At 43.1% G+C, this 23,375-nt stretch carries 20 protein-coding genes and 1 riboswitch; of the genes, 15 read left to right on the forward strand and 5 right to left on the reverse strand.

Features of this window, described 5'->3' with window-relative positions:
- Nucleotides 1-144: 144 nt before the first annotated feature.
- Nucleotides 145-297: riboswitch (molybdenum cofactor riboswitch) on the forward strand.
- From moaA to ACED59_RS05505, 11 genes are all read left to right on the forward strand, one after another.
- Nucleotides 286-1,275, forward strand: coding sequence for a GTP 3',8-cyclase MoaA (moaA, locus tag ACED59_RS05455; protein WP_009848642.1), 990 nt, complete (start codon nt 286-288; stop codon nt 1,273-1,275). Its footprint overlaps the riboswitch before it by 12 nt.
- A 356-nt stretch (nt 1,276-1,631) precedes the next feature.
- Nucleotides 1,632-2,144 carry a molybdenum cofactor biosynthesis protein B gene (moaB, locus tag ACED59_RS05460; protein ID WP_017099055.1) on the forward strand — a complete coding sequence of 171 codons (513 nt, stop codon included), beginning with the start codon at nt 1,632-1,634 and terminating at the stop codon, nt 2,142-2,144.
- A 12-nt stretch (nt 2,145-2,156) separates the two neighbouring features.
- Entirely contained in the window at nt 2,157-2,636 is a 480-nt protein-coding gene (gene moaC / locus ACED59_RS05465) for a cyclic pyranopterin monophosphate synthase MoaC (protein WP_004734026.1), read from the forward strand.
- Nucleotides 2,633-2,878, forward strand: coding sequence for a molybdopterin synthase sulfur carrier subunit (moaD, locus tag ACED59_RS05470; RefSeq protein WP_017085813.1), 246 nt, complete (start codon nt 2,633-2,635; stop codon nt 2,876-2,878). The genes moaC and moaD overlap by 4 nt, the downstream gene beginning before the upstream one ends.
- 2 nt (nt 2,879-2,880) lie before the next feature.
- Nucleotides 2,881-3,354, forward strand: a complete 474-nt coding sequence (gene moaE / locus ACED59_RS05475) for a molybdopterin synthase catalytic subunit MoaE (RefSeq protein WP_009848639.1) — start codon at nt 2,881-2,883, stop codon at nt 3,352-3,354.
- Between the two features lie 660 nt (nt 3,355-4,014).
- Nucleotides 4,015-5,646, forward strand: a complete 1,632-nt coding sequence (locus ACED59_RS05480) for an ABC transporter substrate-binding protein (protein ID WP_017099054.1) — start codon at nt 4,015-4,017, stop codon at nt 5,644-5,646.
- 116 nt (nt 5,647-5,762) lie between these two features.
- A complete protein-coding gene (gene oppB / locus ACED59_RS05485; protein WP_004734022.1) occupies nt 5,763-6,683 on the forward strand; it encodes an oligopeptide ABC transporter permease OppB in 921 nt (306 codons plus the stop codon).
- Nucleotides 6,684-6,698: 15 nt separating this feature from the next.
- A complete protein-coding gene (gene oppC, locus ACED59_RS05490; RefSeq protein ID WP_004734021.1) occupies nt 6,699-7,601 on the forward strand; it encodes an oligopeptide ABC transporter permease OppC in 903 nt (300 codons plus the stop codon).
- Between the two features lie 42 nt (nt 7,602-7,643).
- Nucleotides 7,644-8,615 (forward strand): ABC transporter ATP-binding protein, encoded by a 972-nt coding sequence (locus tag ACED59_RS05495; RefSeq protein ID WP_017078105.1) that lies wholly within the window; start codon nt 7,644-7,646, stop codon nt 8,613-8,615.
- Complete coding sequence (oppF, locus tag ACED59_RS05500) at nt 8,612-9,598, forward strand: murein tripeptide/oligopeptide ABC transporter ATP binding protein OppF (protein ID WP_029224063.1); 987 nt, start codon at nt 8,612-8,614, stop codon at nt 9,596-9,598. Before ACED59_RS05495 ends, oppF begins: the two co-directional genes overlap by 4 nt.
- 193 nt (nt 9,599-9,791) lie before the next feature.
- Nucleotides 9,792-10,739: a glutathione S-transferase family protein gene (locus ACED59_RS05505; protein ID WP_029224062.1), complete on the forward strand. Its 948-nt coding sequence runs from the start codon at nt 9,792-9,794 to the stop codon at nt 10,737-10,739.
- 33 nt (nt 10,740-10,772) lie between these two features.
- Here ACED59_RS05505 and ACED59_RS05510 read toward each other — a convergent pair whose 3' ends face one another.
- The 3 genes from ACED59_RS05510 to ACED59_RS05520 all read right to left on the reverse strand — a co-directional run bounded on the left by ACED59_RS05510 (nt 10,773) and on the right by ACED59_RS05520 (nt 17,117).
- Entirely contained in the window at nt 10,773-13,229 is a 2,457-nt protein-coding gene (locus ACED59_RS05510; protein ID WP_371731359.1) for an EAL domain-containing protein, read from the reverse strand.
- A gap of 379 nt (nt 13,230-13,608) precedes the next feature.
- Nucleotides 13,609-15,774, reverse strand: coding sequence for a phosphate acetyltransferase (gene pta / locus ACED59_RS05515; RefSeq protein WP_029224061.1), 2,166 nt, complete (start codon nt 15,772-15,774; stop codon nt 13,609-13,611).
- Between the two features lie 146 nt (nt 15,775-15,920).
- Nucleotides 15,921-17,117 carry an acetate kinase gene (locus tag ACED59_RS05520; protein WP_017099050.1) on the reverse strand — a complete coding sequence of 399 codons (1,197 nt, stop codon included), beginning with the start codon at nt 17,115-17,117 and terminating at the stop codon, nt 15,921-15,923.
- A gap of 341 nt (nt 17,118-17,458) precedes the next feature.
- On the opposite strand from ACED59_RS05520, the gene yfbV reads away from it, so the two are divergent.
- The 3 genes from yfbV to ACED59_RS05535 all read left to right on the forward strand — a co-directional run bounded on the left by yfbV (nt 17,459) and on the right by ACED59_RS05535 (nt 20,904).
- Nucleotides 17,459-17,911 carry a terminus macrodomain insulation protein YfbV gene (gene yfbV, locus ACED59_RS05525; RefSeq protein ID WP_017099049.1) on the forward strand — a complete coding sequence of 151 codons (453 nt, stop codon included), beginning with the start codon at nt 17,459-17,461 and terminating at the stop codon, nt 17,909-17,911.
- A 309-nt stretch (nt 17,912-18,220) separates the two neighbouring features.
- Nucleotides 18,221-19,186, forward strand: coding sequence for an ABC transporter substrate binding protein (locus ACED59_RS05530; RefSeq protein WP_017099048.1), 966 nt, complete (start codon nt 18,221-18,223; stop codon nt 19,184-19,186).
- 251 nt (nt 19,187-19,437) lie between these two features.
- Nucleotides 19,438-20,904, forward strand: coding sequence for a sensor domain-containing diguanylate cyclase (locus ACED59_RS05535; RefSeq protein WP_017099047.1), 1,467 nt, complete (start codon nt 19,438-19,440; stop codon nt 20,902-20,904).
- Nucleotides 20,905-20,947: 43 nt separating this feature from the next.
- On the opposite strand, the gene dusC is transcribed toward ACED59_RS05535, so the two are convergent.
- Entirely contained in the window at nt 20,948-21,904 is a 957-nt protein-coding gene (gene dusC / locus ACED59_RS05540; protein ID WP_017099046.1) for a tRNA dihydrouridine(16) synthase DusC, read from the reverse strand.
- Nucleotides 21,905-21,974: 70 nt separating this feature from the next.
- Nucleotides 21,975-22,517 (reverse strand): prepilin-type N-terminal cleavage/methylation domain-containing protein, encoded by a 543-nt coding sequence (locus ACED59_RS05545; protein ID WP_009848626.1) that lies wholly within the window; start codon nt 22,515-22,517, stop codon nt 21,975-21,977.
- A 218-nt stretch (nt 22,518-22,735) separates the two neighbouring features.
- Here ACED59_RS05545 and ACED59_RS05550 point away from each other — a divergent pair, with 218 nt between their 5' ends.
- Nucleotides 22,736-23,356, forward strand: a complete 621-nt coding sequence (locus ACED59_RS05550) for an SEC-C metal-binding domain-containing protein (protein WP_012603553.1) — start codon at nt 22,736-22,738, stop codon at nt 23,354-23,356.
- Nucleotides 23,357-23,375: the final 19 nt, after the last annotated feature.

Genomic DNA, 23,375 nt, shown 5'->3' on the forward strand with positions numbered 1-23,375 from the left:
TCGTCAGATACTCAACAAGAGTTATTTTGAGGGTTTGATACGTTTTTTTTGCCGATGTGACCCGTTTTTTGTCATCAGAGCTAGATTCACGTACAAATATTAAGTATTTTATTACTCAGCTACTGCGCGTGTGAATATAACGTGCAGTTGCCATAACTCCGAGCTCTCGCATGCTAAGTCGCACAGTGGTATTTGCTGTACCGATACGCATCAAGAGCCAGTGACATGTTGTCACAAGGGCTTAATTGGAAATGATTATGCCTCCCGTGTTTGGAAAGGTGTTCCGTGGCGCAACAATTCGAAGATAGATTCCATCGCAAGTTTTATTACTTGCGCTTGTCGGTTACAGACGTCTGTAACTTTAAATGTACTTACTGCTTGCCGGATGGTTACAAACCGTCAGGGCAAAAAAACTCGTCTTTTTTAAGTGTTCCCGAGATCAAACGCGTTGTAAAAGCGTTTGCAGATTGTGGTACCTCAAAGATCCGCATTACAGGCGGAGAGCCGAGTCTGCGTAAAGACTTTCCTGAAATCATACATACTGTTGCTTCTACTCCAGGCATCGAAAAAGTAGCCACCACAACGAATGGCTACCGCATGGAGAAACAAGTAGGGCAATGGCGTGATGCTGGTTTAACCCATATAAACGTGAGCGTGGATAGCTTAGATTCGCGCATGTTCCATCAGATCACTGGTGAGAATAAGTTTACAGAGGTTATGCGAGGCATTGATAAAGCGTTTGAGGTTGGCTTTGAACAAGTCAAAGTCAACGTCGTATTGATGAAAGACCTCAATAGTCAGGAATTACCAGCCTTCCTTAATTGGATCAAAGACAAACCTATTCAATTACGTTTTATCGAGCTGATGAAAACCGGCGAGATGGACGAGTTGTTCGATAAACACCATGTGTCTGGCGTTGCGATCCGCAACCAGCTTATTGCTAATGGTTGGCTGTTAAAAGTCAAAGCCGTTAATGATGGCCCCGCGCAAGTGTTTGTCCACCCAGACTACAAGGGTGAAATCGGTTTGATCATGCCTTACGAGAAAGACTTTTGTGAGAGTTGTAACCGACTGCGTGTTTCTGCGACCGGTAAACTTCACTTATGTCTGTTTGGCGACCATGGTGTTGAACTGAGAGATCTGATTCAAGAGGATCAACAAGAGCAAGAGCTCATTGATCGAATTCAGGCTCAGCTTCAAACCAAGTCCGTTAGCCACTTCTTACACGATGGCAACAGTGGCATGACTCCAAACTTGGCGTCAATCGGCGGTTAACCCGCTATATACTCTAAAGCATTTTATCGCTCAGCTTCTTTAGGCTGGGCGAATAAGTCTAGGGCGTGTTGCCCTTTCGAGTTGATTTTTGCAGCGAGTTGCTGGGTATTTATACAAGGCAGAGGCTTTGATGTGTAGCTAGCCTACATGAGAAGCCGATAACGCAGTAGAAATGACCAGCAAATGCTGCCCGAAGGGTTCGGCTAAAAGCGTTTTACTCTTTGTTGAGGGAGATTTGCTTAGAATGACTAGGCGACTTCCCCCTCGCCGCGATTAAAACGCTTTTATCTCGAACAAAATTTAATCACGAAAGGTCAACACGCCCTAATCATCGAAAAATTTATATAGGTGAACAAATGGGTCACGCAGAAAGCAAATTTCAAGCAGCAAACATCGCAGTACTAACCGTTTCAGATACTCGTACAGAAGAAAATGACACGTCAGGTGGTTACCTAGCTGAGCATGCTAAAGAAGCAGGCCACAACGTGGTTGATAAGCAAATCGTTATCGATGACATGTACAAGATCCGTGCGATCGTATCTCAGTGGATTGCTGACGAAAGCGTTCAAGCGATTATAATCACTGGTGGTACGGGCTTCACTTCTCGTGACAGCACGCCTGAAGCACTTAAACCACTATTCGACAAAGAAGTAGAAGGCTTTGGTGAGCTTTTCCGCCAAGTGTCTTACGAAGAGATTGGTACATCAACGATTCAATCTCGTGCGATTGCGGGTTTTGCTAACCACACGGTTATCTTTGCGATGCCAGGTTCTACAGGTGCGTGCCGTACAGGTTGGACTAAGATCATCAAGCAACAGATGGATGCGAGTCACCGTCCTTGCAATTTCATGCCACATCTTTCTGTATAAGGTGGATTGAGCATGAGCCAATTTACACACATTAACGCGTCTGGCGAAGCGAACATGGTCGATGTATCGGCTAAAGCAGAGACAGTACGTGAGGCGAGAGCAGAGGCTTTCGTTCAAATGTCAGCAGAAACGCTAGAGCTGATTGTTTCTGGCAGCCACCATAAAGGTGATGTTTTCGCAACGGCACGTATTGCTGGTATCCAAGCAGCGAAGAAGACGTGGGACTTGATTCCACTGTGTCACCCTTTGCTACTGACTAAAGTAGAAGTACAACTTGAAGCCATTGAGTCTGAAAACAAGGTTCGTATCGAATCGGTATGTAAGCTTGCTGGTAAGACAGGCGTAGAAATGGAAGCGCTAACGGCTGCTTCTGTTGCTGCACTGACGATTTACGATATGTGTAAAGCTGTTCAGAAAGACATTGTTATCGAGAACGTACGTCTGCTAGAGAAGACAGGTGGTAAATCAGGTCACTTCAAGGTGGAATCATGATTACGGTACTTTTCTTTGCACAAACTCGTGAACTTGTCGGTGTTGATAGCCTAGAGGTCGATGCGCAATACAATACTATTGAAGCGATTCGTAGCCACCTTGTAACACAAGAAGGCAAATGGGATATCGCATTGGAAGAGGGCAAGCTGCTGGCAGCACTCAACCAATCAATTGTACCTTTGACGACTGAAGTGAAAGACGGCGACGAAGTGGCTTTCTTCCCACCAGTTACTGGAGGTTAACCATGAATGACTCTCGAGTTATTGATCCAAGAGTATTAGTGACTGCTGAAGACTTTTCTGTGGGTGACGAATACGATTATCTAGCTCAAGGTACGGCTGCGGGAGCGGTTGTGACGTTTGTAGGTAAAGTTCGCGACATGAACCTTGGCGACAACGTGATTGGTTTGTCTCTAGAACATTATCCGGGTATGACAGAGAAGTCTCTGAGTGAGATCTGTGACCAAGCTGAAGCGCGCTGGCCTATCCAGAAGATGCGAGTGATTCACCGCGTTGGTGACCTAGATATCGGTGACCAGATTGTTTACGTTGGTGTATCCAGTGCACATCGTGGCGCTGCCTTCGAAGCGTGTGAGTTTGTTATGGACTTTCTGAAAACCAAAGCGCCGTTTTGGAAAAAAGAACGTACCACTGAAACAACTCGCTGGGTTGATTCTCGCGATTCTGATACCAAAGCTGCAGAGCGCTGGAAAAAGTAAATTATCCCACATAATGTTTCGTCCTTAACGTGATAACGCATTTCAGGTTAGGACTTAGGTAATAAAGCCGACGTTGAACGTCGGTTTTTTTGTGCGTGCAACAAAGTCATTTATAAAAAATAGGGTGCTTATTAAATGATTAATCATTCGAGTTGCATATAAATTCTTTGGCTTATTTTTTCTGTACTGGTGCAGCTCTGCATCTGTTTTGGTGCAGTGCTTTATGCTGTTTTGTATAAAGTGATAATCCTCACAAATAGTGCAGTCTATTTAGGGGATATGTGATGTGCAATTAGATTTCATGTGGCATTAATGTTAATTTGCCGACAGTGTTCTAGCATAAGATGCTAAATAAAAGTATCAATTCAGATACATCAACACTAAAGGCTGTTTTTTAATTAATTCCTATGTGTAATTAACTATTCATTAGGTTTTTATTAGAGATTTACACTGTGACCTTGAGTAATTCGGAGAATTATCCGATTTTTTGCGACTTGTTTATGGCAAATTACTTCAATGGTTGATAGTGTGTGCCTCAATCTTTGTAAGGTTTTAGATTTTTATGCTTAAATTTTGAGCTAAATAAATCTAAATCACTGCCGTTCAGTGAACTTAGCAAAGAAGTCATGGATGCAATACGTAAAACTTGGAGTTTATTAAATGTACAAGAATAAAATCACTCAGGCCCTTCTTCTAGGTGCTGGTTTGGCAGTGGCTGCCACTTCTACTCTTTCTATCGCTGCTGAAGTTCCAGCAGGCACAGAACTAGCAAAAGTTCAGGAACTTGTTCGCGGTAACGGTACTGAAGTTGCGACTATCGACCCACACAAATCTCAAGGTGTACCAGAATCTCACGTAATTCGTGATCTTCTAGAAGGTCTAGTGAACCAAGATGGCGAAGGTAATACAATCCCAGGTGTAGCCGAAAGCTGGGAAACGACGGACAACAAAACATTCACTTTCCACCTACGTAAAGATGCAAAATGGTCTAACGGCGATCCTGTAACAGCTGAAGATTTCGTTTACAGCTGGCAACGTGCAGTCGATCCTGCCACTGCTTCTCCATATGCTTGGTACATGGAATATACCAAGATGGTGAACGCGAAAGACATCGTAGCGGGTAAGAAAGACAAGAGTGAGCTAGGTGTTAAAGCTGTAGATGCAAACACGCTTGTTGTTGAACTAGATACAGCGGTACCATATTTCGTAATGATGATGGGCCACACAACAGTTAAGCCAGTACATAAAGCAACTGTTGAAAAGTACGGTGACCAATGGACTAAGCCAGATCACTTTGTTGGTAATGGTGCATTTGCTGTTGATAAATGGGTTGTTAACGAACGCCTAGTACTTAAGCGTAACGACCAATACTGGAACAATGATAAGACTGTTCTAAACAAAGTCACGTTCCTGCCAATCGAAAACCAAGTAGCGGAAATGAACCGTTTCCTATCTGGTGAAATCGATTTTACAGATGATCTGCCAATTGAGCATTTCAAGCGTATGAAAAAAGAACATCCAGAAGATCTATCCGTTGTGGGTAACCTTTGTAGCTACTACTACTCATTTAACACTAAGAAAAAGCCTTTCGATGATGTTCGTGTACGTAAGGCTATTTCTTATGCGATTGATCGTGACATAGTCGCTGGTGCAATCATGGGGCAAGGACAGAAACCTGCGTATTTCCTCACGCCGGAAATTACTGCTGGGTTCGAACCTGAGCTTCCTCAATACGGTAAAATGTCTCAAAAAGAACGTAATGCTGAAGCGGCGCGCCTTCTTGAAGAAGCGGGTTTCGGAAAAGACAATCCTCTTGAGTTCTCCCTCTTATATAACACTGATGAGAATCACAAGAAAGTTGCTGTAGCACTAGGTTCTATGTGGAAGAAGACACTGGGTCTTAAGGTTACACTTGAAAATCAAGAATGGAAAACTTACCTATCTTCTAAAGATACTGGCAACTTTGAAGTAGCTCGTGCAGGTTGGTGTGGTGACTACAATGAAGCGTCTACATTTTTGACCTTGATGGTAAGTGCTAATACGACAGGCGGCCAACATTGGGGAAATCGTGATTATGACACTTTGATAGACAAGGCTATTAACTCCACTTCAGAACAAGAACGTAACGAACTGTATTTAGAAGCAGAGAAGCTAATGGCGAACGATATGCCTATTGCTCCTATCTATCAGTACGTTAAAACGCGTTTACTTAACCCACATGTAGGTGGCTTCCCTACTAATAACGCGGAAGATAAAATCTACTCAAAAGATCTCTACATCAAAGCTGAATAATAAACGCTTCGATTCTAAAAAGTTAATATAACTATAACGATACAGACACTACATGCGCAGGGCGCGCATGTAGCGTCTTTCTAATTTTAATTGTCACAGACTGAAAGAGTGAGTTTATGCTTAAATTCATTATGAAAAGGATATTTGAAGCGATTCCAACCATGTTGGTGTTGATCACTATATCTTTCTTTCTTATGCGTTTCGCACCGGGTAACCCGTTTTCAAGCGAGCGTCCATTACCGCCAGAAGTTATGGCTAACATCGAAGCTAAATATGGCTTAGATAAACCTGTATTTGAACAGTACACCACGTACTTGACCAACATCCTTCAGGGTGATTTTGGTCCATCTTTTAAATACCAAGATTACACAGTAAATGAGCTGATTGCGGTTGCACTTCCAGTATCTGCGAAGGTAGGCTTTGTTGCCTTTATCTTCACATTATTGATGGGGGTAACGGTCGGAACCATTGCCGCCTTGAAGCACAACACCTGGATCGACTACACCATAATGTCGACCGCCATGCTTGGGGTGGTGATGCCATCCTTCGTGTTGGCACCAGCGCTTATCTACCTATTCTCGCTACACTGGCATATATTTCCAGCAGGTGGTTGGCACGGTGGTACGTACATGTACATCGTCCTACCCGTTATCGCGATGTCTCTTCTATACGTAGCAACCTTTGCTCGTATCACTCGCGGTAGCATGATTGAAACCCTAAACAGTAACTTTATCCGTACCGCTCGCGCTAAAGGTCTAAGTTACCGTTATATCGTTCTTAAACATGCGCTTAAGCCAGCAATGCTACCTGTTGTTTCATACATGGGGCCTGCGTTCGTAGGTATCATCACAGGTTCAGTTGTTGTTGAAACCATCTTCGGCCTACCAGGTATCGGTAAGCTGTTTGTTAACGCCGCGTTTAACCGTGATTATTCGTTAGTAATGGGTGTAACCATTTTGATTGGTTTCCTATTCATCTTGTTCAACGCAATCGTTGATATTTTACTAGCGCTTATTGACCCGAAAATTCGCTACTAGCAGGGACGCATGGTTATGTTGAAGAAAAAAGAAAACTTAGAAGCGATCGAAAAATTCTCTGAGAGTTTGGAAATTGAAGGTCGTAGCTTGTGGCAGGATGCGCGTATTCGTTTTATGCGCAACAAAGCCGCAATGATCAGTCTGTTCATTCTAATTGTTATGGTGCTATCGGTAATCTTCTTACCTATGTTGGCACAGCATGCTTACGATGATACTGACTGGTACGCAATGCACGTAGGCCCAAATGCTGATCACTGGTTTGGTACCGACAGTTTAGGCCGTGACCTATACGTTCGTACGATGATTGGTGGCCGTATTTCTCTTATGGTTGGTGTGATGGGTGCATTCGTAGCGGTACTGATAGGTACGCTTTACGGTGCGGCTTCAGGCTTCATTGGCGGTCGCACTGACCGAGTGATGATGCGTATCCTAGAGATCCTATACGCAGTGCCATTCATGTTCCTAGTTATCGTACTGGTGACATTCTTTGGTCGTAATATCGTACTTATCTTCGTTGCTATCGGTGCGATTGCTTGGCTCGATATGGCGCGTATTGTACGTGGCCAAACGTTGAGTTTACGTAGTAAAGAGTTCATTGAGGCTGCGCACGTATGTGGTGTCAGTAAATGGAAAATCATTACACGTCATATCGTACCGAACGTATTGGGTATTGTTGCGGTTTACTCAACGCTCCTTATTCCAAGCATGATCCTTACTGAATCATTCTTATCTTTCCTTGGTCTTGGTGTTCAAGAGCCTATGACAAGTTGGGGCGCGCTGTTACAAGAAGGCTCGCAAACAATGGAAGTTGCTATTTGGCAACTGGCATTCCCAGCGGCATTCATGGTAGTTACGCTGTTCTGCTTTAACTACGTAGGTGATGGTCTGCGCGACGCGCTTGATCCAAAAGACAGATAAAGAAATAGCAATTAAAAGCTATAAAAGATTAAGGAAGCAATAATGAGCTTATTAGATGTCAAAGATCTGCGCGTCGAATTTACCACGCAAGATGGTATCGTAACCGCAGTAAACGACCTGAACTTCTCACTCAATCAAGGCGAAACGCTGGGTATTGTTGGTGAGTCGGGTTCGGGTAAATCTCAAACGGTATTTGCACTGATGGGACTGCTGGCTAAGAACGGCATCATCTCAGGCAGTGCAAAGTTTGAAGGTAATGAGATTCTCAATCTACCAGAGAAAGCACTGAACAAAGTCCGTGCTGAACAGATCGCGATGATCTTCCAAGATCCAATGACGTCACTGAATCCTTACATGAAAGTATGTGATCAGTTGATGGAAGTGCTTATGCTGCATAAAGGCATGGGCAAAGCGGAAGCGTTCGAAGAATCAGTACGTATGCTGGAAGCGGTTAAAATCCCTGAGGCACGTAAACGTATTACCATGTATCCACACGAATTTTCTGGCGGTATGCGTCAACGTGTGATGATTGCAATGGCTTTGCTATGTCGTCCAAAACTACTGATTGCTGATGAACCAACAACGGCGTTGGATGTAACCATTCAAGCGCAAATCATGGAATTGCTGAACGAGCTTAAAGATGAGTTCAATACAGCAATCATCATGATCACCCATGATTTGGGTGTCGTTGCCGGTTCTTGTGACAAAGTTCTAGTGATGTACGCTGGCCGTACCATGGAATACGGCACAGTAGATGAAATCTTCTACGAGCCTAGCCACCCTTATGCGGAAGGCCTGCTTAAAGCAATTCCTCGTTTGGATACCGAAGGTGAAATTCTGCCGACGATTCCAGGTAACCCACCTAACTTACTTCGCCTGCCAACAGGTTGTCCTTACCAAGATCGTTGTCATCGAGTAATGGACCGTTGTAAGCAAGAAGCACCGATTTTGCAGCCATTTGCAAAAGATCGTCAGCGTGCTTGTTTTTCTGATTGGGAGACTTGGACAAAATGAGTAAAGAATTACTATTAGATATTAAAAACCTTAAGGTTCACTTTAGCATTGCGGCTAAGTCTGCTTGGCCTTGGGCGAAACCATCAAACCTTAAAGCCGTTGATGGTGTGGATGTTCATCTTTACGAAGGCGAAACGCTAGGTGTGGTAGGTGAGTCTGGTTGTGGTAAGTCGACATTTGCGCGCGCAATTATTGGTTTAGTGGAGGCAACTGAAGGCGAAGTTATGTGGTTAGGTCAAGACCTGACTAAGATGCAGGAAGTGAAGCGTCGTGAGACTCGTAAAGAGATTCAGATGATCTTCCAAGACCCACTAGCATCGCTTAACCCACGTATGTCAGTTGGAGACATCATTGCTGAACCTCTACAAACTTTCTATCCAGAGCTTTCTAAACAGGACGTGAAAGATCGAGTTAAAGAGATGATGGCAAAGGTTGGTTTACTACCAAACGTAATCAACCGTTACCCACATGAATTCTCTGGTGGCCAGTGTCAACGTATCGGTATCGCACGTGCACTTATCTTGAAGCCTAAGATGATCATCTGTGATGAGCCGGTTTCTGCTCTGGATGTCTCTATCCAAGCTCAAGTAGTAAACCTTCTTATGGAACTACAGAAAGAGTTAGGTTTGTCTTTGGTATTCATCGCGCACGATTTGTCGGTTGTGAAACACATCTCTGACCGTGTATTGGTGATGTACTTAGGTAATGCTGTTGAACTAGGTGAATCAGATGCCTTGTTCTCAGATCCTAAGCACCCATATACCAAAGCATTGATGTCTGCAGTTCCGATCCCAGACCCTCGCTTAGAGCGCAGCAAAACGATTCAGATGTTGGAAGGTGATTTACCATCGCCAATCAACCCACCATCGGGTTGTGTGTTCCGTACTCGTTGCCCTGAAGCAACCGAGGCCTGCGCGCAAACCAAGCCAACCATTCAAGGCGATGACGTACACGCAGTATCTTGCTTGCACGTACAAGTCTAGAACCCGTTTGATACGGTTCAGCCTGTGACAGGCTTAAGCGCAACTTTTTATAGGTTGCGCTTTTTTTATGCTTACGTATTCGAGGATCTTCACCTTCATCAAATTATTTGAACAACTAAGCCAACTTCTTCTAGTTTTGAAAAAGTTGGCTTTTTTTATACTAGAGAAAAGTTTGGATGACAGAGGTTTGGATATGGGTAAGTTAGTTGAAGGTGTTTGGCATGACGTTTGGTATGACACCAAAGAAAGCGGTGGCAAGTTTGTTCGCGAAGATGCAGGCTTTCGTCACTGGGTAGAGAATAAAGCGTCCGCGCAGTTTCAGCCTGAAAGCGGCCGTTATCACTTGTACGTATCATTGGCTTGCCCTTGGGCGCACCGCACCCTTATCTTCCGAGAGCTTAAAGACCTAACCGATCACATTGACGTGACGGTTGTTTGCCCAGACATGATGAGTGATGGTTGGCAAATGGGGTTACCTGAACCTCTGTTCGGCCATACGCGCATGCATCAAATCTACACTCAAGCCAAACCTGACTACTCGGGTAGAGTGACGGTGCCTGTGCTATGGGATAAGAAAACCAACACCATCGTGAGCAACGAATCCTCTGAAATTATCCGCATGTTCAACTCAGAATTTAATGAACTGACAGGCAACACCGATGACTACTATCCGTGGGAATTGGCTAAGAAGGTTGATGAGTGGAATGACTACATCTATCCAAGCATCAACAACGGTGTTTATCGTACTGGCTTTGCAACCACACAAGAAGCTTATGAAGAAGCGTATGGTGCGTTATTTGAAGCCTTAGACAAAGTAGACGCTCACCTTAGCGAACATCGCTATTTAGCGGGTAACGAGATTACAGAAGCGGATTGGCGCTTGTTTACCACTCTGGTTCGATTTGATGCCGTTTATGTTGGGCACTTTAAGTGTAATAAGCAGCGAATTTCAGACTACGTCCATATTCAGGGCTACTTAAAAGAGCTCTACCAGGTCGAAGGCATCAAAGAGACGACCGACTTTTATCACATCAAGCGTCACTACTATTACAGTCACACCGGTATCAACCCAACTCAAGTTGTCCCCAAAGGGCCTTTCCTTGATTTAGAGTCACCCCATAAACGCAGCTATTTAATTTAACTTATCGGAACATAGGATTAGGCTGATATCGAATTAAACTTCAAAGGCTTCTCTTTGATTTTGTAGCTCTAGATACTTAACGAGGTCTGTTGCGCTTACCGGACGTGAGTAGTAGTAGCCCTGAACTGCGCTACAGTACAATTGCTTAATAGACTGCAGCTGTGCTTGAGTCTCAATACCTTCCACGACCAAGTCGAAATTGAAAATACTTGCTAGAGAAGTAATCGCTTCAACCAGTGCAAATTGCCTCTCATCGGTATCAATAGTATCTATAAATGATTTATCTATCTTGATCTCATTGATAGGCAGGGAGGCAATATAGCTTAATGACGAATATCCTGTGCCGAAATCGTCGATGGAAACTTGCATTCCTAGTGCTTGGAAGCGGTTCATTACTAGCGTAACGGCTTGCAGATCTTCGACAAGTACGCTTTCTGTAATCTCTATCTTGATTTTTGACGGAGACAAAGCGTACTTGGCTGCGAGTTCAGAGAAACGTTCTACCAAGTGGTTGTGAGTAAAAACAGCCGGTGAGAGATTGATCGATAACGACAGGGATACGCCTAGTTGATTATTGATAGTGCTAATATCACGCATGCTCGTTTCAGCGACAAAGAACGTAATGTCATTAATTAGATTCGTTTTTTCCGCCATGCTGATAAATACGTCAGGTGGAATAAATCCTAACTTTTTGTTTTGCCAACGACAAAGCGCTTCTACTCCTAATACTTCACCTGAATGTATACTTATCTGAGGTTGATAGTGAACGTAAAGCTCCTTGTTATCTAAGGCAGAGTTAAGCGCGTTCTCAATCTCAAGCTTACTGTGAATATCATCGGAAATAGACTCGTTAAATAATTGAATAATGCCTTTGCTTGTACGTTTAGCGAAATAGAGTGCCATATCAGCTTTAGATATTAACATTTCTATATTGTCTGCATGATCGGGGGATAACGATACGCCGATGCTTGTCTTAATCGATAGGCTTTCCCCTTTGATATTGTATGAGCGTTCGATTGCCTGCTTAATCTTGTTAAGAATTGGTGTCAAAGATTCAGCTGTCGGTAGATTGTCTATAATCGCAATAAACTCATCCCCGCCAAAACGGAAATACATTTCATTCGGCTCAGTTAAATGTTGTAGAGTTTGAGCAATGTTTTTGAGCAGTTGATCCCCATAGGCATGACCATGAGCGTCGTTAATATTTTTAAAATCATCTAGGTCGATAAAAAGTACAGCGATTTTAGTCGTATTTTGTATGTTTCTTTCTTGTATGACCGCAAAGCTCTCTTTTAATGCAGTTCGGTTGTAAAGACCGGTGAGTGAGTCGTGGTGAGCCAAGTAAGAGAGTTCTTTACGGTTCTGCTCTAGTTTATGGAAGTCATGTTTAATTCTGTTTTGGAAGGTAGTAAAACGTCGTGCGATGGCATTACCCATATAGAAACTAATGACCAGCAAAGTTAGGAAGCTTGCTGCACTATAAATGATGAGTTCAATCGTATCGTGCTTTAGTGATTCTTCGGTGACCAGTTTGTGTGCGATAGAGTATTGTTCAATGGCTTGGGTATAAGCACTACCAACGATATACCACTCCCAGTCTGGAATTTTTGCTACATAGTTAATGGTGTCTTGCGAACGATTGTTAGCCAACCCGTTATCGAGGCTGATAAATCGTTCTTGGAGTGAATTAGTTGAGTTTTGACTTTGAATAATTAACTGAAATGTAGGATGTTTTGACCCAATGAGTTCTTGCGACTCGTGCGCCAAAAATACGCCTTGCTTGTCGAGTACGAAAAGCTGATCAGAACCAGGAAGCGTTAAGTTTTTCAGCCAATTTAATGATTGTTGTTTTAGGTCACTTTCAACATCAACGACATAATCACCGGAGCTTATAACCCAGTCTAGTGGTTCAAAGTAGACAGAATATCCAATTTTTTCGTACTCTGTCTTGCTGTCACCTGGTTTGTGAAACCACCATCTGTAGAAACTTGTTTTCTTCTCAAGCGACAGTTTGACCATTTCTGTGACGATGGGAGTGCCTCGCGTATCTTTAAGCGTGGAAAGGTCCTGCCCTTCGAGATGGGGCCAGAATGGGTGCATAATACCTTTAGCTTGGCGATCAACAATAAAAAGGTAACCACGATCACTATTGAAGCGAATGTCTTTTAACGCACTTTTAATGATGGATTCGATTATTTCTTTTGGCTGTGATCTGTTGTCTTCGTAGAGACGAGTCGAGATTCGATGTGCTTCTTCTAATCGTTCTTTTACGACTTGTTTTAGTTCTGACTCGGTGGTTGATTTTAAATAGAGAACTTGGCTTTTTGCGACGTCGACTTGGCTTTTAAGCAATTGCTTGTGCTGATCTTTAAATAGTTGTTCAGCTCTCACTAATTGTTTTTGATTAGATAGGTGTGAGTTGTACAGAAATGAAGAAATCAGTACGAGTGAAAAAAGTGCGATAAAGCTAACTGGGAGCCATTTGATCAACGCGATCAGCCGAGTATCTGACGTCATAGTGTTATGAAATACAAAGAAGTTTATTTATTATGTAAAATAATATAACAAAACTAATCATCATTGCGAAGAATAAAACGTCAAAGATCGCATTTTTCCGACAAACGTACGGTAGGTTAATAATAGAAAGGAAAGAAAAAGGCAACTTGATAAATCAGTGATTTAGCTAAAAGTGAAAATGCAGCTCTTGGGTGATTTGATATGAAAGGGTGAGCCGTACCTGCTTACGCTGTTCAATTAACCTCCAGTATGTTTAACGTTTTTGATTGCCACTAATTTGTGATGGAAAAAAGCCCATGCAATTGCACGGGCTTGAATGTTTTTAACGCATTTTAGAGCGAGAGAAAAGTAATTAGTTAATTACTTTTTCTTCAGCTTGAGCTGCTTGGTCTGCTTGGATAGCCGTTAGAGCCACTGTGTAAACGATGTCGTCTACTAGAGCGCCACGAGACAAGTCATTTACTGGCTTGCGCATACCTTGAAGCATTGGACCGATAGACACTAGATCTGCTGAACGCTGTACCGCTTTGTAAGTCGTGTTACCCGTGTTTAGGTCTGGGAATACGAATACTGTCGCTTTACCTGCAACTGGAGAGTTAGGCGCTTTAGAAGCGGCTACGTTTTCCATGATTGCTGCGTCGTACTGAAGAGGACCGTCGATCACTAGATCAGGACGTTTCGCTTGAGCAAGTTTGGTTGCTTCACGCACTTTATCTACGTCTGCACCTTTACCAGATTCACCAGTAGAGTAAGAGATCATAGCAACGCGTGGGTCGATACCGAATGCCGCAGCAGAATCTGCAGATTGGATAGCGATTTCAGCAAGCTGTTCAGCTGTTGGATCTGGGTTGATCGCACAGTCACCGTATACAAGCACTTGATCAGGCAGAAGCATGAAGAAGATTGAAGATACGATAGAAGCATCAGGAGCAGTCTTGATGATCTGGAACGGAGGAACGATAGTGTTCGCCGTTGTGTGAACAGCACCAGAAACTAGGCCGTCAACTTCGCCAGCTTCAAGCATCATAGTACCTAGGAATACTGAGTCTTCTAGCTTCTCACGAGCAACAACTTCAGTCATGCCTTTAGCGCCACGAAGTTCTACTAGACGAGCTACGTAGTTTTCGCGAACTGATGCAGAATCGATGATCTCAACGCCAGCGCCAAGCTCAACACCTTGCTGCGCTGCAACGCGACGGATTTCTTCAGGGTTACCTAGAAGTACACACGTTGCGATACCGCGCTCAGCACAGATAGCCGCAGCTTTAACTGTACGTGGCTCGTCACCTTCAGGAAGAACGATGCGCTTAGCCGCTTTACGAGCAAATTCAGTTAGCTGGTAACGGAATGCTGGTGGGCTTAGACGACGGATGCCTTGAGTACCTTCAGATAGAGAATCAATCCAAGGGCCATCAATGTGGCTTGCAACGTGATCGTTAACGAACTCGATACGCTCTTTATCGTCAGCAGGAACTTCTAGGTTGAAGCTCTGTAGGTTTAGAGACGTCTGCCAAGTGTTACCTTGAGCTTTGAAGATCGGTAGACCTGAAGCGAATGCTGGTGCGCAAAGGTTAGCAATGCTTTCTGGAATGTCGTAACCGCCAGTCAGTAGGATTGCGCCAATCTCAACACCGTTTTTCGCAGCAAGAGCCGCAGCAACGATAACGTCAGGACGGTCTGCAGAAGTTACTAGCAGTGAACCTGGCTTGAAGTGCTCAATCATGTGCGGTAGAGAACGTGCACAGAAAGTGATGCTCTTAATACGACGAGTTGAGATTTCACCTTCGTTAACGATTTCAGCGTTAAGGTGCTTAGCCATATCAACCGCACGAGTTGCGATTAGGTCGATGCTCCATGGCACACAGCCAAGAACACGGATAGGGCTAGAATTGAAGATTTGCATTACTTCAAGGTTCGCTTGCTGAGCGCTGTCTGCATCATCAAAGATTTCAGATAGGTCAGGGCGAGTACGACCAGCTTCATCAACAGGAGCATTAAGCTTGTTGATGATTACGCCTTTGATATTCTTGTTTTTTGTACCGCCGAAGTTAGAACATGCTACTTCGATACGCTCTTTAAGTTGCGTAGGGTTGTCAGTACCAGGAGTCGCAACGAATACGATCTCTGCGCCAAGCGTTTTTGCGATTTCTGCGTTCACTTGGTTTGCAAACGGGTGCTTACGAGTAGGGACTAGGCCTTCGATTAGCGTTACTTCAGCGTCTTTGTTGATTTTGTTGTATTGCTCAACAACAGATTCAAGAAGTACATCCATTTTTTCACTACCGATCAACGCTTCAGCTTTAGTCATCGCAATTGGTTCACCAATCTTGATGTCGCTGTTTGTGCTAATGATAGTTGATGTTAGATCTGGTTGATCGCCACCGCTACGAGGTTGAGCGATTGGTTTGTAGAACGAAACACTTACGCCTTTGCGCTCCATCGCGCGAAGAACACCCATGCTTACACTAGTAAGACCAACACCAGCGCTTGTAGGGATAAGCATAATAGTACGGGACATTGAGGAGTACCTTTAACTATTGGAATGAAAAAAGCTCAACTCCTGTTCCTACCAACATTTATATAGGGGTAGGAATAAAAGTTGAGCCCCATTTTTCTTAGATAAAAATCTGACTAGCGTCGAGTGAAGCTAGTCAGAAAATTCGATTAAAGACCTGCTAGTTCAGCTGTATCTTCTGCAATCACTAGCTCTTCATTAGTAGAGATAACCATTGCTGGTACACGGCTGTTTTCAGTCGTGATAGTACCTTCGCCGCCGAAACGAGCTTTAAGGTTAGCTGCGCTATCTACTTCGATACCGAAGAATGCAAGACGGTTAAGAACCATTTCACGGATTGGCGCTGAGTTTTCACCGATGCCACCAGTGAATACGATAGCGTCAAGGCGACCTTCTAGGGTTGCAGTGTAGCTTGCAACGTATTTAGCTAGACGGTGACAGAATACGTCCATTGCACGAGTAGCTTCTTCTTTCTCGCCGTAGTTGTCTTCAACGAAACGACAGTCAGAAGTTACTTGAGTTAGACCTTGTAGGCCAGACTCTTTAGTGAACATTGTGTTGATTTCATCAACGCTCATGCCAAGTTTGTCATGTAGGTGGAACATAACAGCAGGGTCAAGGTCGCCACAGCGAGTACCCATTACAAGACCTTCAAGAGGAGTAAGGCCCATAGAAGTATCTACAGATTGGCCATTCTTGACTGCACAAACAGATGCGCCGTTACCTAGGTGACAGTTAATGATGTTAACTTCTTCAATAGGTTTGTCTAGAAGCGTGGCACACTCACGAGTAATAAATAGGTGAGATGTACCATGTGCACCGTAACGACGAATACCGTGATCTGTGTATAGGTTGTATGGAAGCGCGTATAGGTAAGCTTCTTCTGGCATTGTCGTGTGGAAAGCAGTATCAAATACAGCAACGTTTTTTAGTGCTGGGAATGATTTTTGAGCTGCTTTAATACCGATAAGGTGCGCAGGGTTGTGAAGAGGAGCGAAAGTCGCTGCATCTTCGATACCTTTAATTACTTCATCAGTGATTAGTGCTGATGAAGTAAAGTTTTCACCACCATGCACAACACGGTGACCGATTGCTGCAAGGTTTTCAGAAAGTTCTGGCTTAGAAGCAAGAATAGTTTCTACCATGAAGGCTAGTGCTTCTTCGTGTGCTGCGCCATTACCTAGTTGAGCTTCGTGTTTACCATCAAGTTTCCACTTGATACGAGCTTCAGGAAGATGCAGACATTCTGCAAGACCTGTTAGATGCTCGTCACCAGATACTGCGTCAACTACAGCAAATTTAAGAGAAGAACTACCACAGTTTAAAACTAAAACTAGCTTAGACATTAATGACTACCTGTTTATTTTTCTGATCGAAATCAGTTAAGGATGAAAATTAATCTCAAGAATAGTCGAAGCACATAGGCTTGCGTACTAACCTTGGTCAAAAAAACGTTAATTTCCGTATAAAGTGAAAGCGCTCTTTATCAAAAAGAGGCTTGTGCATTCCTTGCAGAAGTCTTCTCAAAGTTGCTTAAATTGTAAATAAGGGCAACAATGAGATTGAGGCCTGCAAATAATAGCGATATTGTGCAAATATAACAAAAAAATTTGAAAGAATATTATTTTTCGTCAAATTTTTGTGTTTTTAGTTGATGATTTCAACTTTTTTTTAATGGGAGACTCATATGAGCAATAGAGTTGGTTTAGCGAGTAGTTTAAAAGATGGCCAAAAGTACATGGATCTCTGGCCCGTCCGAAAAGAGTTAAACGCGATCTTCCCAGAACAGCGCATTATTAAAGCGACCCGTTTTGGCGTGAAAGTGATGCCTGCGATTGCTGCTATTAGTGTTCTTACACAAATGGTCTTTAATAATTACCAAGCGATGCCACAAGCTGTGGTCATGGCTTTGTTTGCAATCAGCTTACCGCTTCAAGGCATGTGGTGGTTAGGTAATCGCTCAAACACACAACTTCCACCTGCGCTAGTCTCGTGGTATCGCGAACTTCATGAGAAGATCACTGAAACGGGTTTTGCGTTAGAGCCAATGAAGTCGCGCCCTCGTTATAAAGAATTGGCGATCATTTTAAATCGCGCATTTCGTCAGCTAGATAAATCCTCAATGGAACGTTGGTTCTAATGAGTTTCAACTCTCCTCTTGTCTGAGAGCAACTATTCTTCATTGATGGTTTGTTCTCAGGTTTGACTTTAATATTTTCACTTCGTTTTTATTCATCTCGCTCCCCCTCATTCCTTTTTTCTCTTACTACTCATGTAGTTTCTTACTTTTCAAATTCTGCCTTTCACTATTTCACGCATTTTTCGAGCCTTGTTGTGTTTTTGTTAAATATAACTTCAAGTCATCAATGGTTACAGGTAATAATATCAATAGTGATGTTGTTCTCTTTGAGCGAGCAATAATGAGCAGAGCTTGATTCAGGGAGCGATAATGAGTTCTGTAAAAAAGGTATTGGCAGCGGTCGTAAGTTGTCTGTTGTTGCTATGGACAAGCAATGTCATGGCGAACGTTGCCAAAGTTTCGGTTTCACAAGTTGTTGACCATCCAGATCTGAATGCAACACGTCTAGGACTTCTTGAAGGATTGAGAGCAAAAGGTTACGAACCGGGTAAAAATTTAGAGTTTTCTTATGAAATGGCTGGTGGCAATCCCGTTCAGGCAGCAAAAATAGCCAGAGAGTTAGTTAGTGAGAACCCTCATGTATTAGTTGGCATCGCGACACCGACCTCTCAAGCGTTGGTTTCAGCGACTCGAACGATCCCGATTGTGTTCACCGCGGTGACAGACCCTATCGGAGCAAGACTTGTTAAACAATTGGAGCAGCCGGGACGAAATGTCACGGGCCTTTCTGACTTATCACCTATTTCCCAACATGTATCTCTTATTAAAGAGCTACTCCCCAATGCAGTTTCAGTCGGTGTGGTTTATAACCCAGCAGAGGCAAATGCTGTTGCTTTAGTAGGGCTGTTAAAGCAGTCTACACGAGACTTTGGCTTTACTTTGCATACTGCTAAAGCGTTGACTATCGATGATGTAGAAGAAAAAACAGCATCCGTGGCTAAAAAATCTGATGTTATCTACGCGCTAACCGATAACACGGTGGCAAGCGGTATTGAAGGACTTATAAATGCAGCAAACCAAGCTGGCACACCCGTGGTTGCAGGAGCAACGTCTTATGTTGGCAAGGGAGCAATAGCTGGGTTAGGTCTAGATTACTATGACGTTGGGGTGCAGACCGCTGATTATGTGGCCGCTATTTTGGACGGACAAAAACCAGGGAAGTTGAGTGTTAAAACGGCTCAAAGCTCTCAGTTGGTAGTTAACCTAGATGCCGCTCGTATGCTTGGTTTGACGCTACCTAAGTCTGTGGTTGATCGTGCGATAGTCAGTCGTTAATAGGTATTTACATCAAAAAAATCATGTTTGATAAGTCACTTTGTTAACAGGGACTTAAACCATCATAATGAACAACATTAGTCGACTCTCACCATTAGCTGCGATCTATTTTATTCATTTTTAAGTAGTTATTTACCCGATAGGTGCATCGTTAATACCAACTTACATTATTTTACATCGAGAGGGCTGTCGATTAATGTCATAATATTAATGGAACTAATGAAAATAACTGAGCGCTAAGAGCACATTCTATGAAAGTAAATAGGCACTTTAGCCTTACCTTTGTCTTCGGCTTTCCCGCTGTGATCGCGACCATGTTACTTGGGCTGATAGGAAAAAATTATTTTGATGCGGTTGAAAAAGACATCAGCAGTGAGTTTCAGCGTATTGAAGAAGTGTTTAAACGAACGACCAAAATTGTTACCGCTCTAGATTACAGCTTCTCTAATTACTACAAATCAGGAAACCCTCTTTTCCTTGATCACAATAAGCAAGTGGTTGACGGTATTTGCCGAATTTGGCCCATTGACGTATTACTTCTTGCTGACGGAAAAACCGCAGATATCCCCTCTGTCGATATCGACTATATGTTGGTTGGTCAAGAACCCCTTTGTAATGAAACCAGTGATAGCTATAAAAGTGCGTCAGAAAAAATTGCTCTCGCGCCAATTCTTTCATTTTTGTCCCAGCTTGATGAATATCACAACGGCGTACACTTTATTGATACTCGTGGGTATGTGATCTCTTCGCCAGAAGACTTTGCTAAAGAGCTAGGGAAAGAACTACTTTCGACCATAAAAAGCCGCCCGTATTGGCAAAGAACCGCCAACAATCCAGAACAATTGACTTTAACGGGTCCTGCGTATCGATTTGACTCTCTTGACCGTATGATAAGCATGACGATTCCGGTGTTTCATAAGGGGATACATCAAGGAATGCTTTCTGTTGAGATTGACGCCAGTAAATTGCTTGCGAGTTCGAATGAGCACTTAGCCGGTAGAATCGATATTATTGATACCACCTTGGTTAATCCGGTTGATAGCGCTACTTTCTATCGCGCGATACAACTGGAAGGAGTCACCTCTCATCACGCGATGTACTACGAATTAGATTTTGCCAAAGAGGTAGAGCACTTTTTTGTCTACGAGAAAGACAGTCTGATTGTCGCTATCATCGTATATCTATTCTCTGTAACGCTCTTTTTCTTCGTTAACTCCAATATTGAACGTGGTTACTTCAAAGAGCTAGCAGCTAAAGATCCGATGACCGGGCTGCTAAATCGCAGAGGATTGGAAGCTTTTTGGCGCAGTGTGGAGCATGACCAGTTATTCGCCTTGACTGTATTTGACATTGATAATTTCAAGTTGATTAATGATACCTTTGGGCATGACAAAGGGGATGATGTTATTCGCTACATGTCCCGCCAGATAAGTAATAGCATTCGAAGTAGTGATGTAGCAGCAAGGTTTGGTGGTGAAGAGTTTGTCGTTTATCTTAAAGGTGATGATCGTGAAACGTTAATGAGGACATTAGAGCGTGTTAAAAATGCTGTCTGTGCAAACTCAGCTAACATTGTACCTAATGGTTTTACTGTCTCTGGTGGTGTTTGTATTACTGAAGCTGAGCATAATAACCTAAGCTTTGAAGAGATATTCAAACACGCGGATGAAAAGTTGTACGTGGCTAAGACGACAGGTAAAGACCGCATCGTATTTTAACCACGCTATTGAACTTCTATGTTAGAGAAGAAGGGGAACTAACTCACACAGTTTGGCGATGTTCCTCTTGATAACGCTGAAGGCGCTCCACAATAGGTGGCGCTTTCTTGAAAGTGCGAATTTCTTTAAATAGTTCGTTCGCTTCAGGGTAGCCTTTACTTAGATAAACAAACCACTGCTTCACTCTATTGGGGTAGTACATGCCTTTGTCCCCTTTTATTTGAAACTCTGAATAGCGTAGCAAAAGTTCGATGACTTTATTCCACGGCATTTTTGGGTGGTTGTGCTTAACGACGTTGCCAAGATTTGGAATGTTGAAAGCGCCACGACAGACCATCAATGAATCGACGCCAGTGGCTTCTATGCAATCTTGACCATCTTGATAGTTCCAGATTTCCCCATTAGCAATCAAAGGTAGAGACGTTTTTTCTCTTATTTGATTGATGTAATCCCATTTAATTTCGCTGGCTTTATAGCCGCCAACTTTGGTTCTTGCATGCACAGTGAGTTCGTCTGCCTTTGCTTGTTCGATAGCGTCGACAATTTCAAAGCACTCTTCCGGGTGCTCCCAACCCAATCGAATTTTTGCAGATACGGGAATGTGTGCTGGCACCGCATCTCGACAAGACTTCACCACTTGATAGATGAGTTCTGGTTCTTTTAGCAGTGACGCACCGCCATTACTTTTGTTTACCGCTTTTGCAGGGCAACCAAAATTAAGATCAATGCCTTTAGCGCCTAAACTAGCAGCTTGAAAAGCATTCTCGGCCATCCAATTTGGGTGTTGTCCTAGAAGCTGGAGATGGATTGGAACACCAGCCATGGTTTGAGAGCCTTGATGCAATTCAGGGCAAATACGGTGAAAAACATGCGGAGGAAGAAGTTGATCAACTACGCGCACAAATTCCGTCACACAGAGATCGTAATCATTGATCTCTGTGAGAATTTCACGCATTAGATGGTCTAAAACGCCCTCCATAGGGCCAAGTATTACTCGCATTTGCTTTACCGAAACTGAATGGATCGAAAATTAAGACGCGTGATTGTACGGGCAAGTTAAAAGCTTGTCACTATGAGCTAGGTGAATCTGACGTAACAGTTATTTCACCGGTTAGAGGGAAGTAGTTGAGCCTTGGTAAATCTTCGCCTAGCGAGTAACCATCAGTGTAGTAGTAATAGCAGCTTGGATCTGATGTATACCAAGCAACGATCGGTTCTTCTGAAGGGAATACTGAGCTACCGTGATCTCTAACGGTGAGGTCAGTATTCATGAGCGCCCGCCAAAGCCTTGCGCAGTCACTCCCTCTAATTGCAGTCCCCGAATTAATCGGTAGTTGATCAACAGCGATTGGAAAACCAGTCGATGAAGGATAAACGCTGCCTTCACCATAATCGACATCTTGATTAAAATCAGGCTCTCCATCAACAAGCCACTGTGAGTGGTAAAGGTTAACCGCAGTTCGAAAAGAAGAAAAAGCACCTTGAGCTATAGCTTCATGGCTATCGCGTTGGTAATTTAGAAAGCGAGGAGCTGCGGTAACGGCAAGTATGCCTAAAATAACGACGACAGAGACTAGCTCTATCAAAGTAAAACCATTTTGGTGTTGTTTCATAATGTATTCTATATATAACTAAATATTTCAATGACTCTTTTACACTTCAAACTTAAATTTTCAAAATGAAATAAGTTTAGTTTGCTGAATTGAACTAAAGATAATGTTTGCGTGGCTACTGGTAGGTGTAATTAATCATAGAGCTATACGAATAATTACTAATTGTTAGCCTTGTGGGTATAATGGAGACAACAGAATTGACCGACTAGTGAAGTAATATGAAGTATCAATTATTGAGTCTTCCTGACTCAATTAACGACGTAACAGCCCAGTTTGTAGAAGGTGCTATATTTGCATCTAACCTTGCAACTAAACCTCTTGATCCAGAGGCTTGGTTACCTATAGCTATTCCTGAAACTGGTCAGGACTTCGTTCCTCAAGTCACCGAGCAAATTAATCGCCAACATAACCTCATTCAGCGAAGTGAATATTTGCTTACAGAAGTGCTTGATGCAGATAATTTTGCTGAACAGCTAGCCGATTTTTCTGAAGGTTTTATGATGGTCTGGCCGACGATTGAAGAACAGTGGCAGGAAACGTCAATCGCAGATGGCACATTACGCATGCTACAAGCAATGTTAACAACATTCATGCTGGCGATTGATGAAGAACAGACAATCGAGCAAATGAAAGCAGCTGGATTAGAAACCCCGCCAACTTTGAATGATCTCGTCGGGCAAGTCGATTTGATGGTGACAGAAGTTGCGCTAGCAGCGGATGAAGCGATGCTCGGAAATAAATCTCAAAGTGTGAATCCGTTTAAGGGCATCGGCCGAAATGATGTTTGCCCGTGTGAAAGTGGTAAAAAGTTTAAACAGTGCTGTGGTAAAAAATCTTAATTGCATTGTTAATAGATAA

The sequence above is a fragment of the Vibrio sp. FF266 genome (assembly GCF_041439695.1).
Taxonomy (GTDB): Bacteria; Pseudomonadota; Gammaproteobacteria; order Enterobacterales; family Vibrionaceae; genus Vibrio; species Vibrio tasmaniensis_A.

What these genes read in the sequence shown, in the direction of transcription:
- moaB (WP_017099055.1), top strand. Translation starts at nt 1,632, where the DNA reads ATGGGTCACGCAGAAAGCAAATTTCAAGCAGCAAACATCGCAGTACTA.
- moaC (WP_004734026.1), top strand. Translation starts at nt 2,157, where the DNA reads ATGAGCCAATTTACACACATTAACGCGTCTGGCGAAGCGAACATGGTC.
- moaD (WP_017085813.1), top strand. Translation starts at nt 2,633, where the DNA reads ATGATTACGGTACTTTTCTTTGCACAAACTCGTGAACTTGTCGGTGTT.
- moaE (WP_009848639.1), top strand. Translation starts at nt 2,881, where the DNA reads ATGAATGACTCTCGAGTTATTGATCCAAGAGTATTAGTGACTGCTGAA.
- ACED59_RS05480 (WP_017099054.1), top strand. Translation starts at nt 4,015, where the DNA reads ATGTACAAGAATAAAATCACTCAGGCCCTTCTTCTAGGTGCTGGTTTG.
- oppB (WP_004734022.1), top strand. Translation starts at nt 5,763, where the DNA reads ATGCTTAAATTCATTATGAAAAGGATATTTGAAGCGATTCCAACCATG.
- oppC (WP_004734021.1), top strand. Translation starts at nt 6,699, where the DNA reads ATGTTGAAGAAAAAAGAAAACTTAGAAGCGATCGAAAAATTCTCTGAG.
- ACED59_RS05495 (WP_017078105.1), top strand. Translation starts at nt 7,644, where the DNA reads ATGAGCTTATTAGATGTCAAAGATCTGCGCGTCGAATTTACCACGCAA.
- oppF (WP_029224063.1), top strand. Translation starts at nt 8,612, where the DNA reads ATGAGTAAAGAATTACTATTAGATATTAAAAACCTTAAGGTTCACTTT.
- ACED59_RS05505 (WP_029224062.1), top strand. Translation starts at nt 9,792, where the DNA reads ATGGGTAAGTTAGTTGAAGGTGTTTGGCATGACGTTTGGTATGACACC.
- pta (WP_029224061.1), bottom strand. Translation starts at nt 15,774, where the DNA reads ATGTCCCGTACTATTATGCTTATCCCTACAAGCGCTGGTGTTGGTCTT.
- ACED59_RS05520 (WP_017099050.1), bottom strand. Translation starts at nt 17,117, where the DNA reads ATGTCTAAGCTAGTTTTAGTTTTAAACTGTGGTAGTTCTTCTCTTAAA.
- yfbV (WP_017099049.1), top strand. Translation starts at nt 17,459, where the DNA reads ATGAGCAATAGAGTTGGTTTAGCGAGTAGTTTAAAAGATGGCCAAAAG.
- ACED59_RS05530 (WP_017099048.1), top strand. Translation starts at nt 18,221, where the DNA reads ATGAGTTCTGTAAAAAAGGTATTGGCAGCGGTCGTAAGTTGTCTGTTG.
- ACED59_RS05535 (WP_017099047.1), top strand. Translation starts at nt 19,438, where the DNA reads ATGAAAGTAAATAGGCACTTTAGCCTTACCTTTGTCTTCGGCTTTCCC.
- dusC (WP_017099046.1), bottom strand. Translation starts at nt 21,904, where the DNA reads ATGCGAGTAATACTTGGCCCTATGGAGGGCGTTTTAGACCATCTAATG.
- ACED59_RS05545 (WP_009848626.1), bottom strand. Translation starts at nt 22,517, where the DNA reads ATGAAACAACACCAAAATGGTTTTACTTTGATAGAGCTAGTCTCTGTC.
- ACED59_RS05550 (WP_012603553.1), top strand. Translation starts at nt 22,736, where the DNA reads ATGAAGTATCAATTATTGAGTCTTCCTGACTCAATTAACGACGTAACA.